15 protein-coding genes are annotated in these 13,111 nt (G+C 56.1%); 9 read left to right on the forward strand and 6 right to left on the reverse strand.

The features are described from left to right. The first annotated feature begins 2 nt into the window (after positions 1-2). Genes TX72_RS08310 through cbiB form a run of 5 tightly spaced genes read left to right on the forward strand, consistent with a single transcriptional unit; the run spans position 3 to position 4,547 of the window. A complete protein-coding gene (locus tag TX72_RS08310) occupies positions 3-1,148 on the forward strand; it encodes a PIN/TRAM domain-containing protein (protein WP_011128511.1) in 1,146 nt (381 codons plus the stop codon). A gap of 30 nt (positions 1,149-1,178) precedes the next feature. Next, positions 1,179-1,847 (forward strand): ATP-dependent Clp protease proteolytic subunit, encoded by a 669-nt coding sequence (locus TX72_RS08315; protein ID WP_011128512.1) that lies wholly within the window; start codon positions 1,179-1,181, stop codon positions 1,845-1,847. 45 nt (positions 1,848-1,892) lie between these two features. Next, positions 1,893-2,495 (forward strand): ATP-dependent Clp protease proteolytic subunit, encoded by a 603-nt coding sequence (locus TX72_RS08320; protein WP_011128513.1) that lies wholly within the window; start codon positions 1,893-1,895, stop codon positions 2,493-2,495. Between the two features lie 59 nt (positions 2,496-2,554). After that, positions 2,555-3,550, forward strand: coding sequence for a ketol-acid reductoisomerase (ilvC, locus tag TX72_RS08325; RefSeq protein WP_011128514.1), 996 nt, complete (start codon positions 2,555-2,557; stop codon positions 3,548-3,550). 4 nt (positions 3,551-3,554) lie between these two features. After that, a complete protein-coding gene (gene cbiB / locus TX72_RS08330) occupies positions 3,555-4,547 on the forward strand; it encodes an adenosylcobinamide-phosphate synthase CbiB (RefSeq protein ID WP_011128515.1) in 993 nt (330 codons plus the stop codon). Here cbiB and TX72_RS08335 read toward each other — a convergent pair. Then, positions 4,541-5,299, reverse strand: a complete 759-nt coding sequence (locus tag TX72_RS08335; protein ID WP_011128516.1) for an undecaprenyl-phosphate galactose phosphotransferase family protein — start codon at positions 5,297-5,299, stop codon at positions 4,541-4,543. The genes cbiB and TX72_RS08335 overlap by 7 nt on opposite strands. A 31-nt stretch (positions 5,300-5,330) precedes the next feature. After that, positions 5,331-6,560, reverse strand: a complete 1,230-nt coding sequence (locus tag TX72_RS08340) for a glycosyltransferase (protein ID WP_011128517.1) — start codon at positions 6,558-6,560, stop codon at positions 5,331-5,333. A 76-nt stretch (positions 6,561-6,636) separates the two neighbouring features. Between TX72_RS08340 and TX72_RS08345 the strand changes: the two genes are divergently transcribed. The 3 genes from TX72_RS08345 (at position 6,637) to TX72_RS08350 (ending at position 8,476) form a co-directional block, all read left to right on the forward strand. After that, complete coding sequence (locus TX72_RS08345; protein WP_011128518.1) at positions 6,637-6,894, forward strand: DUF8674 family protein; 258 nt, start codon at positions 6,637-6,639, stop codon at positions 6,892-6,894. A gap of 239 nt (positions 6,895-7,133) precedes the next feature. After that, the gene (locus TX72_RS13965) at positions 7,134-7,454 is read left to right on the forward strand and encodes a hypothetical protein (RefSeq protein WP_148228804.1); all 321 of its coding nucleotides are present in this window, start codon (positions 7,134-7,136) and stop codon (positions 7,452-7,454) included. Then, positions 7,451-8,476 (forward strand): GT-D fold domain-containing protein, encoded by a 1,026-nt coding sequence (locus TX72_RS08350; RefSeq protein ID WP_011128519.1) that lies wholly within the window; start codon positions 7,451-7,453, stop codon positions 8,474-8,476. The genes TX72_RS13965 and TX72_RS08350 overlap by 4 nt, the downstream gene beginning before the upstream one ends. A 1,479-nt stretch (positions 8,477-9,955) precedes the next feature. On the opposite strand, the gene TX72_RS14230 is transcribed toward TX72_RS08350, so the two are convergent. The 3 genes from TX72_RS14230 to TX72_RS08360 form a co-directional block, all read right to left on the reverse strand. Further along, positions 9,956-10,126: a hypothetical protein gene (locus TX72_RS14230; protein ID WP_158305746.1), complete on the reverse strand. Its 171-nt coding sequence runs from the start codon at positions 10,124-10,126 to the stop codon at positions 9,956-9,958. 1,039 nt (positions 10,127-11,165) lie between these two features. Continuing rightward, positions 11,166-11,300, reverse strand: a complete 135-nt coding sequence (locus tag TX72_RS13630) for a DUF1651 domain-containing protein (protein WP_011128522.1) — start codon at positions 11,298-11,300, stop codon at positions 11,166-11,168. Between the two features lie 49 nt (positions 11,301-11,349). Next, a complete protein-coding gene (locus TX72_RS08360; protein ID WP_011128523.1) occupies positions 11,350-11,691 on the reverse strand; it encodes a type I restriction enzyme endonuclease domain-containing protein in 342 nt (113 codons plus the stop codon). Positions 11,692-11,764: 73 nt separating this feature from the next. Between TX72_RS08360 and TX72_RS14740 the strand changes: the two genes are divergently transcribed. Next, positions 11,765-11,896, forward strand: coding sequence for a hypothetical protein (locus TX72_RS14740; RefSeq protein ID WP_263969725.1), 132 nt, complete (start codon positions 11,765-11,767; stop codon positions 11,894-11,896). 512 nt (positions 11,897-12,408) lie between these two features. On the opposite strand, the gene TX72_RS13280 is transcribed toward TX72_RS14740, so the two are convergent. Then, positions 12,409-12,552, reverse strand: coding sequence for a helix-turn-helix transcriptional regulator (locus tag TX72_RS13280; RefSeq protein WP_011128524.1), 144 nt, complete (start codon positions 12,550-12,552; stop codon positions 12,409-12,411). Positions 12,553-13,111 lie beyond the last annotated feature (559 nt).

The following is a 13,111-nucleotide window of genomic DNA, read 5'->3' on the forward strand; positions in this document are numbered from 1 at the left end:
CCATGGTGGATCTGCTCATCCTGCTTCTATTCGTGGGGTCCGGCGCAGCCGCGGGATGGCTGGGCATTCATCTGCTGCCGGAGCAGCTGGTGAACCCGAACACGGATGCTGAGCAACTGCGGCTGATCCTGACCGCGGCCGGGGGAGGAGCGGGCCTGTTGGCCGGGCTGGTGTTCAAGCGGTTGCGGGTCCGCTTGATGCAGCAGGTGCGCACCATGCCGACGGACCTGCTGGTCAGTCGTGCAGTTGGCCTGATCCTGGGCCTGCTGGTCGCCAATCTGCTGCTGCTGCCGGTGCTGCTGCTGCCGTTTGCCGGCAGCGTTGTCTTGCTGAAGCCATTGCTGGCGGTGGTGAGCAATGTGTTCTTCGGAATCCTCGGCAGCAACCTGGCCGAGGTCCACGGACGGACCCTGCTGCGCCTGCTCAATCCAGCCAGCACCGAAGCCTTGCTGGTGGCGGACGGGGTGCTGACCCCAGCGACCGCCAAAATCCTCGACACCAGCGTGATCATCGACGGCCGCATCCGAGGAATGCTCGCCTGCGGACTGCTGGAAGGTCAGGTGATCGTCGCGGAAACTGTGATCAGCGAGATGCAGCAGCTCTCCGACTCCACCAACATCGAAAAGCGCGCTAAAGGCCGTCGCGGCCTGAAGTTGCTGAAGGATCTGCGCGAGACCTACGGCAGGCGTCTGGTGATCAACAGCACGCGGTACGACGGCAACGGCACGGACGATCGGCTGTTGCAACTGGCGGATGACACCGGTGGAACCCTGGTGACCGCTGACTTCAACCTGGCGCAGGTGGCCAGTGTCAAGAACCTCAAGGTGATGAACCTGAGTGAACTGGTGATCGCCCTGCGACCGGAGGTTCAGCCTGGTGACGAGCTCAATCTCAAGATCGTTCGCGAAGGCAAGGAGGAAAGCCAGGGGGTGGGCTATCTGGACGACGGCACGATGGTGGTGGTCAACGACGCCAAGCCATTGATTGGGCAGCGAAAGCCTGTCGTCGTCACTGGAGCCCTGCAGACCCCCACCGGCCGGATGGTTTTCGCCCGTCTCGGCACCGGCACGACAGCCGCCGGTTCCAGGGTTAAGAGCAAGGGCAAACCGTCCAAAGCGAACAACCCCAAGGCCGAAGACCCCCGCTAGGCTCCTGCCACACGAGTCGAGGCGCGGTAGATGACGACATCAGCTCCCTATTACGGCGACAGCGCTGTGATGCGGACTCCTCCCCCAGACCTTCCATCGCTGCTGCTCAAAGAGCGGATTGTGTACCTGGGGCTACCCCTCTTCTCTGACGACGACGCCAAGCGTCAGATGGGCATCGACGTGACCGAGCTGATCATTGCTCAGCTTCTGTTTCTGGAATTCGACAATCCTGAGAAACCCATTTATTTCTATATCAACTCCACCGGCACCAGCTGGTACTCAGGTGACGCCATCGGCTTCGAAACTGAAGCCTTCGCCATCTGCGACACCCTTCGCTATGTCAAGCCGCCGGTGCACACCATTTGCATCGGTCAGGCCATGGGCACCGCAGCCGTGATTCTTTCCGCTGGCACTAAGGGACAGCGTGCAGCACTGCCCCATTCCTCGATCGTTCTGCATCAGCCCCGCAGCGGTGCTCAGGGTCAGGCAACGGATATTCAGATCCGTGCGAAAGAGGTTCTGCACAACAAGCAGGCCATGCTTGAAATTCTCTCCACCAACACCGGGCGTTCAGTTGAGGAGTTGAGCAAGGATTCCGACCGGATGAGCTACCTGACCCCAGCTCAAGCGGTGGAATACGGCTTGATCGACCGCGTGCTGAGCAGCCGCAAGGAGCTGCCGAACAGCCCCGCCGTCTGACCCCCCCCTTTCTCGTTTTTCATTCGTTTCCCTCGTCTCTGAGCCATGCCGATCGGTACTCCCAGCGTTCCCTACCGCCTCCCTGGCAGCCAGATGGAGCGCTGGGTTGACATCTACACCCGTTTGGGGGTGGAGCGGATCCTGTTCCTCGGTTCCGAAGTTAATGACGGCATCGCCAACAGCCTTGTGGCCCAGATGCTGTATCTCGATTCGGAAGACAGCAGCAAGCCGATCTACCTGTACATCAACTCTCCAGGCGGCTCAGTCACAGCCGGCCTGGCCATCTACGACACCATCCAATATGTGAAGAGCGAGGTGGTGACCATCTGCGTAGGCCTAGCCGCCTCCATGGGCGCATTCCTTCTGGCAGCTGGCACCAAAGGCAAACGGGTCGCCTTGCCCCACAGCCGGATCATGATCCACCAGCCCCTGGGGGGCACCAGTCGCCGTCAGGCCAGCGACATCGAGATCGAGGCCCGCGAAATCCTGCGGATGAAGGAGATGCTCAACCGCTCCCTCTCCGACATGAGCGGCCAGAGCTTTGACAAGATTGAGAAGGATACGGACCGCGATTACTTCCTCAGTGCCGAGGAAGCCAAGGACTACGGCCTGATCGATCGGGTGATCTCCCACCCCAACGAAGCCTGAACCTCGGGACGGCCACTTCGTAAGCTCGTGCATCGCACAGCTCCGCACGCCCGCCCAGGATGGCCCAGCTCTTTTACGACTCCGACGCCGATCTCGGTCTGCTGAATAGCAAGACCGTTGCCATCATTGGCTACGGCTCCCAGGGCCATGCCCACGCCCTGAACCTGAAGGACAGTGGCGTGAACGTGGTTGTGGGCCTCTACGACGGCAGCCGCTCCGCAGACAAGGCCAAGGCTGATGGCTTGGAGGTCCTCAGCGTGGCCGATGCATCCGCCAAAGCCGACTGGGTGATGGTTCTGCTGCCCGACGAGTTCCAAAAGGACGTCTACGAGAAGGAGATCGCTCCCCACCTCACGTCCGGCAAGGTGCTGAGCTTCGCCCATGGTTTCAACATCCGTTTCGAGCTGATTAAGCCCCCCACCGATGTGGATGTGGTGATGATCGCCCCCAAGGGTCCTGGCCACACCGTGCGCTGGGAGTACCAGAACGGCCAGGGTGTTCCTGCGCTGTTCGCGATCGAGCAGGACGCTTCCGGTCAGGCCCGTGGCCTGGCCATGGCCTACGCCAAGGGAATTGGCGGCACCCGTGCCGGCATTCTCGAAACCAACTTCAAGGAAGAAACCGAAACCGATCTGTTCGGTGAACAGGCGGTGCTCTGCGGCGGTCTGTCCGAGCTGGTGAAGGCTGGTTTCGAGACCCTGGTGGAGGCGGGTTACCAGCCTGAACTGGCTTACTTCGAGTGCCTCCACGAGGTGAAGCTGATTGTGGATCTGATGGTGAAAGGTGGTCTTACCTCGATGCGTGACTCCATCTCCAACACTGCGGAATACGGCGATTACGTCAGCGGGCCTCGGCTGATCACTGCCGACACAAAGGCCGAGATGAAGCGGGTTCTGGCTGACATCCAGGACGGCACCTTTGCCAAGAACTTCGTGGCCGAATGTGAGGCCGGCAAGCCGGAGATGAAGAAGGTGCGCGACCGCGACTCCCAACACCCGATCGAAAAGGTGGGCAAGGGCCTACGTTCGATGTTCAGCTGGCTGAAGGACGCCTGAAGCTATGGCGCTCCAGCCCGGTGTTCTGGCGGTAGCCGCCGCCACCGGGCTGGATTGGTTCCTGGGAGACCCCCGCTGGATGCTGCATCCAGTGGTGGTGATGGGCTGGTGGATCCAGGCCCTGCGTCGTGGATTGGAGTCGTGGGCGAGGGACGCCCCCTGGAGACTTCGGATCAGCGGTGGACTCATCACCGTGGTTCTGGTGGTCAGCAGTGGTCTGCTTGGCTGGGCAATCGAATGGGTCAGCCGCATGGCCGGTGTCATCGGCTGGACTGTTCTGGTGATTGCCCTGGCCAGTGCTCTGGCGGGTCGCAGCCTTCATGACAGCGTCATGGAGGTGCTTCAGGCCTTGCCGGAACAAGCCACCGATGAACCCACGCTGGCCCGGCAACAACTCAGTTGGATTGTTGGGCGCGATGTGACCCAACTGCAGCGTGGGGGCATCCTGCGGGCCTGTGCGGAAACCGCTTCCGAAAACGCGGTGGACGGGCTGTTCGCCCCGCTGTTCTGGATGGCTGCAGGATGCTTGCTGTGGCGCCTAAACCCCGCGGCGCCAGGCCCCCTGGCACTGGCCTTGATGTTCAAAGCATCCAGCACCCTCGATTCCATGCTCGGTTACCGCTCAGGCCGGCTGCGTTGGCTCGGGACCGCAGGTGCGCGGCTGGATGATCTGCTCACCTGGCTGCCCTGCCGTCTGGTGATGGTCAGCCTGCCGCTGGTGAGCGCCCCCTGGCATCGCTGGTTTGCGTTAGTGCAAGCAGCGGAACAGGACGGAGCCCCGGACCCCTCCCCCAACGCCGGGCGTTCTGAGGCGATCTATGCCCACTGCGCTGGGGTGCGCCTCGGCGGCCGCAACCGCTACGGAGCGACCTGGGTCGAGAAACCCTTGCTGGCGGCCGATCAACCGGAACCCGACCGACAAGCCATCGATACAATCCTCAATCTGACAATCCGCCTGGAGCTGCTCTGGATCGTGCTGCTGGGACTGACTCAGTAGGCGCCGCGATCCATCGGCAGCAGCAGCACCCCGAAGGTGCGCAGGATGATGGCCAGGTCCAGGTTGAAGGAGCGTCCCCTGGCGTAGGCGAGATCCAACTTGACGCGTTTCTTGTAGCTGAGGTTGTTGCGGCCGCTGACCTGCCACAGCCCAGTGAGACCCGGACGGACTGAGGCCACCTCATCCATATAAGCGCCGTAGCGTTGCAGTTCCTTGTCCACGATCGGCCGAGGACCCACAACGCTCATCTCTCCGCGGAGCACATTGAGAAATTGAGGCAGCTCATCCAGGCTGGAACGGCGCAGAAATCGCCCGATGAAGGTGATGCGTGGGTCTCGCTTCAGCTTGAAGTCCCGTTCGTACTCGGCACGCAGCGCCGGATCGTTCTCCAGCACCTTGGCCAGAACAGCATCCGCATCCGGACGCATTGTGCGGAACTTGATGCAGCCGAAACGCTGGTAACCGCGTCCGACGCGCCGCTGCACATAAAAGACAGGACCGGGGGAGCTGAGCTTGACCAACAGGGCTAATACCAGCAGGACGGGTGAGCCCAGACCCAGAACAGCCAGAGAAAACAGGACGTCGCCGCTGCGCTTGATGCCCCGTCCCATGCGGCTCTGCTGACGGATCAGCGTCCCGGCTGGCAACAGCGAGGGAGGCGCTGAGATCACTGCCAGATGCGGCTTGTAGGCGCTTCGACCGATGGCCAGCCCGGCAGCCTGTCGCAAGGAAGGGCGGGAGGCCGTGGCCAAAGGCTCATCTTGCGTCTCGGCATACTCAACGTCACAGCTGCAGGGCTGACATCCCAGCAGGGTCACTCGCTGCAACGGCACAGCGGCTCTGATGGGCGGTCCAGGCCTGCCGGAGGGTTGCCTCAAACCGGGCCTTGAAGGCTTCAGGTCGGAACCGCTCGGCCCACTGCCGGATCTCAGCGGCATCCAGCTGCCGCCAGATCCGCTTCTGTTCGAACCAGCTCACCGCCTCCACCAGCGACCCGACGCTCTGATGAGGGAACAGCACACCCGTGGCCTGATCGAGACCAGTTGTGGCGCAGCGCACTGTGTCCAGCAGGCCACCACGGCCGAGTCCAATCACCGGGGCTCCAGCTGCCATCGCCTCAACCGGGGCGATACCGAAATCCTCCAGACCCGCATACACAAACGCCCGACAGGAGGACATCAGCGCTTCCACCTGCTCTTGGCTTTGGCGCCCCAACAAGGTGACCGTGGAACCGGCCAAGGCTTCCAGCCGCCGTCGCTCGGGGCCGTCACCCACCACCACCAACGGCAGACCCAGGCGATTGAAGGCTTCCACCACCAGATCCACCCGCTTGTACGGCACCAGGCGGCAGAGGCAGAGATAGATGTCGTCGCGCGGCGCATCCCAGCGGAAGCGCTCCACATCAACCGGTGGGTGCAATACCTGGGCCTGACGTCCCCAGAACTTCTGAATGCGCCGGGCGGTGAAGCGGGAATTTGCCAGCAGGTGATCGACCCTTTGGGCGCTGAGCTGGTCCCACTGGCGCAGGGCATGCAGCTGCCAGCGGATCAGAGGGCCGAACCCGCTCCGCGCCAACGCTGAACGGCTGAGGTAATCGTGCATCTGATCCCAGGCGTACCGCACAGGCGTATGCACATAGCTGAGATGCAGCTGATCCGGAGCCGTCAGCACCCCTTTGGCCACAAGATGACTGCTGCTGATCACCAGCTCGGCACCACCTAGGTCGATCTGCTCAATCGCCAGGGGCAGCAGCGGCAGATATTGCTGAACGTGGCTGATGCCCCAGGGCAACTGCTGGATCGGGCTGGTGCGGATGTTGCGCCCTGACAGCCAGCTGCCCGACCGTGATGACTCCCCATCAACCAGCGCCGCCAGTTGCGGCGTGCGATCTAGCCCGCACAACAAAGCATCGATCGCCTGCACCACCAGCTCAGCCCCGCCTGTGGATCGCGGTGTAAACCATTCGTGGGCCAGGGCGATGCGCTGGGGCAGATCCTCCTTTGCTGGAGCCATCGCGCCACTCACCCCCGAACGCAACGAAGTCTCTCAGCCCGTTGCAGGCTCAGCCGCACCTGACGATGCTGGCGTTATGTCGAGCACGAACCTCACTATCAACGGCCTTCTCGAAGAAGCGTTGACTGAACCAGATATCGGAACAACATCCAAGTTCCGATGGCATGCCACAGCTGTGGGCATTGCAGCCCTGCTCGTTGATGCCGAATCAGCACAGAGTCCGCCCTTTGATGAGGCCCTTAAGGAGGGTTTGCAGGTGGGACTAGACCTCAGCAGAGAGGAACGTGAATTTCATCAGGTCAAGCAAGGCTTGGTTTTACTCTTCCACTCGTAGTGGATCAACGCTTGCGCACTTAAATCTCAGCAAAGGTTGACAGCCAATTCGTCGACCGATCACCAGGCCTATCGTCGAGCAAATCTCGAACCTGGAGAATCAAGAAGCCTGCAATTGAGCTTCCCTGAACAAACAGTAAACTCCGGGAATAATCGAGAATATGACCTGCAGACCCAAAAACCCAAGACCTTAAAGCTAACACCTCAATATTAATACGATCAAAAACTCAATATTTGTAATTGTTTCATGAATACCTTTTAATAATTAATGCAAGCATCGAGCGAACACGACGCGGACCCGAAGGCAAAAACTCTTTAACCTTCAAAAGCTTTCTTCAAAAGAACGACCTTGCTGCTTTGAACAACAACGATCATGCAACACGTCTTCAGTCGGATTGCACTGGAACAAACAAACTGAATCCAATAGTCAATCAGGAATCAATCAATTCTACTTCGCTTTTTTGGAGCAAGAAAAATGCCCAGCGCCAAGCCAACAAGACTGCTAGCTTAAGTCAATTGATACCGACTCAAGGCAATCCCTACCTTGAAGCAATAAAATGACAACATACAAAAGATACCAAACACCTTTGACCCAAATACCAGAGGATGAACTGAAGCTCGTCGCGCAATTCATTCGATCAGAATTCCAGAGCTACCCTTCAGACAATGCGCGAATCAAAGCCTACGAAAAAGCTGGTTACTCTGTCATAAGCAATCCAGAATCGGATATCATTGTCGACTTAATCATCGACGCACTGGAAGAACAAAAACCTTTTTCAGTGGTGCGCATCGGTGACGGGGAAGGAAACTTAATGACCTATCTTAAATATCCAAATACACCGGTACTCGACCAATACGTAGCTCGAGCCATCATAACAATGCAAGAGGACTCATTCGAGGCAAGCAAGTTATCGCTGTTACTCATTCGAGACCTAATGAATGCATCCGCCAGGCAAGCAGATATCTTGGGCGTACGAGGCATATGGGGCGCCTACAGGTCAAGAGACGACGAACGTCACAAATCCTTCGACGATTGCATGACTCTACTTAAAGAGGAGGTTCGAGGAAAATCAGGACTTTTTCGAGCAACTCATTATACATTAAATCTCTGCCAACGGGGTGATGTTCGAGGCGCAACAGTGGCCTCAGCCCACCTTTATATAGCGGTTCTTAGACAATTATCCAAGTTGGTCGAGTCGAGCAAAGCAATCTTGCTCATCACAAGCCACAAGGAATGCGCCGACATCTTCAAAGAACGATGGCCACATAAGCCGATACATTTGATTCTTGTCGGCAACAACAGCAAGAACCAGACCAAGCCACCTAAACAGCCAAAATTCTTACTTCGCTTATACAAAAACCTACCTTGCGACTTACAAGGAACTCTATGCCTTGTCGGGAGTGGGCCCTGGTCAGAAATTTACTGCTCCTACGTGAAGGAACGTGGTGGAGTTGCCGTAGACATCGGAAGTGGATTCGACATCATTCGTGGTGCATCGACGAGACCAATTCATAATCATATACAAAAAAACTATCCAGACGCGCTCCCTCCAGACATCACCAGAGAACAATGCAGTTATTGAGCAGCAATTAATCAACATCAAGTCCTTCAATCAGTGCCTGAGTGAACGCCCTTCACCCTGTACAAACAAGGTCGACCATATGAGCCAAGTCTCCTTAAACGAAACGACCTCAATTCCTCTTCAATCCCCCGCATACAGGCAACCGGATCGCTCCATGGCCCCTTGTTACTCAGGGCGGTCATCGGCGTTATTCGAGTCTTCTCATCAAAGGTGTGGAAGCAGCACCAGCCGACAAAGAGCAGCAATGGCAAGCAGGCCAATCAAGGTCGCGATTCGATTTCTCTGCTTGATCTGAAGGTTTTTTTGATTCACGGGTTCCTGGGATTAGTGGCTTGACACGAAGCGCTGAACCACCCTCCCCTGATGGCTTCTAGAGCGCTACAGCACAATCGTCCAGCTGATGGGGAAAAGCGGCAGAGGCCAGCAATCGCTAGCAACGTCAGCAGAAGCAGTAAGCGATTCCGTTGTTTGCGTTGAAGGTTGGACGTGAGCCCCTTCATGCATCCGATCTAGGTACCTGAATTATGAAAGACCCTGGCGCAAAGCGGATCGACCGGATCCCTCACACCAGCTTTCCCAGATCACGAAGCGAACTGCGAAACACGCGTTCTGGGCTCTAACTATCCCCTCGAACCTCATTTGTGACTGCTTACTCCAGACAAGCCTGAGTGACCTGGAAAACGAAACTTCGGCCGTTACGAAGCTTGTTCAACGTTCAGAGCGGAATAAGAACGGAGAGGGTGTCAGTCGATTTCACCCAATATGGGCAGTCGTGGGAGGACCTGGGACGTTTAAATCCAAATCGCCTCAAATTCCTATACCTTTTCCTATACCACGGAGAAGGTCGTAGAGAATCCGCTTAAACACTGTCATACCGATGGATCTGAGGATTCAAGACTCAGAAGCAGGGTCGTATGGATTCAATTTTCAGGGACATCAACTGCCTCCTGATGCTCCATGCGCGCTTTGCCCCCACAAAACAGTCCACGAGGGCAAATGCTCTACACGATTTCAAGTCACGTGCGATCGCGTGTCGTGCTCCAAAACCAAGTCAGGGACTGAGAAATTTCACGAGCACCCATCAGGTACGACTTCGAGTCGTGGCATCTCACGACGAAAAACGGGCAACACGATTTCGCGTCGAGCGCAATCACGAGGGAATCACCCCAAGACGATTTCACGTCGAGCGCAATCAAGTCGGGGCGACGCGGGACCCAGCAGAGGTTCGTGTTGATACAAAGATAAGTAAGCACAAATACTTACCAGACCTTGCGGATGGCGTTAGAACGAGGTCGGTCAAAGTCATGAGACCTCCTGAACCATGGGATCGAACACCCATGGTTTTTTCCTGAACTGCTAACGAAACCCACCGCACCCAGGACGTTTGCCGAATACTTGACCCACATCCGAACTTTGGTCGGTGAAGGGGTGAGAGTGACCTGAGGCGGTTTAGGGATACTCCGCCTCAGATCCTCATGGTCACTTGTCCAGAGCAGGTCCTCTGGCGAACTCGGAGTACAACGCTGCTGCTTCGTCAGAAAGACCACCGTCCCAAAGGGTTTGTGCTCTTTCCTGCATCCAGACCCCTGCCTCACTCCAGAGTTCCCGCTTGAGGGTTTCTTGGAGGTGCTTGGTGTCCTTGGAAGGCATGGCGGGGTTCCCTTTTTCAGGTTGTAGGGACCCGCCACCTGATCGTCGGCAGCAATTCTTACTGGTTAAGGGGACTTTCCGATTTGGAATTCAGGCAGCAGAACCCTGACGAGTAGGCATAAAAAAGGCGGCAGGGAATGCCGCCTGTCAAAAGGGGACTGATGCGTCGAAAGTGCTGGCGTGGCATCCAGCAGTACAACCCTCTCTTAAGGAAATGAGGTGCCGTGGGTCGCGTTTACGAACTGCCAAAAAAAAGAGGGGTCCCACCCCCTCTCTGATTCGACGCATTGCTCCCCTCACCAAAAGGAAGCAACTCAAATATGGTGCTAGAGGTTTATGTCTAAGGTCGCAAAAACTACCAACCATCGCTGATGTCAGCGACTCAAGAAGAAAAGGGTTTCCTACTGACTCCTCTATGTTTCATTCATCTCCTAGTTGAAAGGGTTGACTGCTGAACTTCTGTTCGCGCCGTTGCGAACCCCAACGCCATCAGTAGAAACGCGCATTAATGACCACAAGTGCGGACCGCTACGCCAACCCTGGTTTGTCCAGTGGCATGACAGAAATGTTCCCCCTTGCTGCCCCTTATGGAGTTCGCTCTTTTTGCGTTGTTCACCTGCTCCTTGGCATCAGTCATTGCGACGGTTTTTCGGGAGAGTTACTGATGAGGACACCTCCAGGACGCTTTGTTTGGGAGCAACGGTTTGCCAGCACGGTGCTCTGGTCGTTCTTTGCTGTGCTGGTCTTCAAGGTACTGGTGAATCGATAGAGGAGAAGACCTCAAAGGTTTATGCAGAGGATGGGCACAAAAAAAGGAGCGGTATCCCTATCGCTCCTTCGGGAACTGAAGTGGTCGCCTGGGGCAAGGACACCAAGCGAACACCACCATCACCGACAGGTGGCGACTGATGTGGATTGCTGTGAACGATTTCCAAGAAAAGACCCAGGAGTGTTCGACCTCCTGGGTCCGCCGTTCTCATGTGACAAAACTGGTCTAACCCGCTTTTTGGGTAAATGTGCTTACTGGTTGCCGAACATTTCAGGATTCAGCAGCATCACCCCAGAGAGGGTCTGTCTTGCGCCACCCCTCTGTCTGAAGGGATCCCCATAACTGCTCCGCTGCCTCCCTCCGAAGGTGGCGTCGCTCTTTCAAAAGAGGAGGTCCGTCGGGCATCGCTCTGCCTCGGTCAATCAAGACCTTGGGGTCGTGGACCCAGGCACTCTCATGCCGCCTCCCCTATAAGGTCTTCGCCCAAGGTCTCTGCCTGTTGGAGCACAAGATCAATGGCGGTGACCTGCTGATCTGGCGGGTATTTGTATCGCTTGAGAAGCGTCTTGATCTTGAGGCGAAGTTTTGCCCTGACGTTCTCCTTGAACTGCCAATCAATGGTGGCGTCCTTTCGGAGCATCTCCGCCAGTTCCCTTGCCATGGTTGCCAGCACGTCTTCCTTCATCAGTTCCTGTGCTGACGGGTTGTCTGCCAAGGCGTCATAGAAGGACTGCTCAGCATCAGTCAGACACAGGGCAACGCCACGCTCCAGTTCCTCTCGGAACTTCTTCGCCATCTAGATCAGTTCAGCAATCACCTGTGCCGCCTCGACAGCACGCAGATACGTCCCTCAGGAGGACGCTGAAACCATCTGGCGCAACCTCAAGTCCATGGGGTGGAAGCGGACGGAACCGTTATGGGGTGCCTCAGCAGAACCCAGACGAGCAGGCAAACAAAAAGACATGACGCATGAACGCCCTGCCTTCAGACTTCCCTGGTGAGAAAGTGCTGTAGGTATTTAGTTAGGGGTTTTTTGTATGTCTTCCTTGATTACTTTCTCTGTGGGTCAATTCTCTGATGCTTTATCAACAGGGTTACACTGGTTCATACGGATACAAGACCGCACTTACGCAGATTAAGCAAAGTCATCTCTGCATCCCATTGCTTATCAAACTCAAGGCAGACACCCCTTGTGACACGAACAAAGTGCCTTTCCCCGCACTCATACGTGTGTAATCGTTTGCACGGATTGCCAAGTTTTGTTTCTTGCATCGGGATGTTTTCTTTTTATTGTCCTCGTCAAAACGGTAAAACGCGTATCACCTATCACAAAGTGACGTTTATGTGCAAAACAAGACTACATAACTTTTGCTTCGGGGGGAGTTGAAAGATTTATCTCCAGAAATAAGATTTTCCTCCATTAGTCTAGTAAAAACAGGGAGTTTTTAACCTTCTGCCTCCTGGTTCCCCACCTATGTTTAATGAGGGTCAGAAGTCCTCGATCAACACACTTTTAGGTGCTTGCATTTTGTGCGTTCATCCAGTCGATGACGTCCCGTTCGTTCCAGACGTCATAGCGAGAACCCAACTGGATTTGCTTTGGGAAGGTCCCGTCCGTCATCCAACGATAGATGGTACTTATGCTTAGTCCAGTCACTCAAGAAACCGAGGCAGGCGTCCGAAGGGAAGTGATCAATGTTGATAAATGCGGTTGGTTGGTCTTTCATCAGAAGATCAACCAAGAAATCCATTGTTTGCAGGGGTTCTCGATTTCTGCCTTTTTTGAGACTGGACACGAGACTCATCTATGACCCCTATTAGATTGCGGTCAGTTGGTACAGGTGTATTAGTTCTGGGTCTAGTCGCGGGATAGTCCATGACCAACCCACCTGAGGAATGGAGGTTTCTTCCTCATAGGTTTCTTCAACCTGCAGTTGACGGTGAGCATGTATGCCTCTACTGCAGATATTTCAACTACCACCCGACCTTCCTTTGCCTGCCCATCTGTGCCTGCCACCTCCATCAGGGATTGGTGGATAACCAAAAACAGTCCAGCGTGTGCTGCCCCGAATGGACCTCCATAGGACGTGTAGGCACCAAAAAAGGGGCACCGAAGCACTCCTGAGTTCTGGTTTGGGACTGTAAATCCGTTAATCCGTCACCAGGACCTCGCTACTTCTAACCAGATCCACAAAACGGAGCGTATGAGACTGGAA

This window comes from Parasynechococcus marenigrum WH 8102, assembly GCF_000195975.1.
Lineage (GTDB): Bacteria > Cyanobacteriota > Cyanobacteriia > PCC-6307 > Cyanobiaceae > Parasynechococcus > Parasynechococcus marisnigri.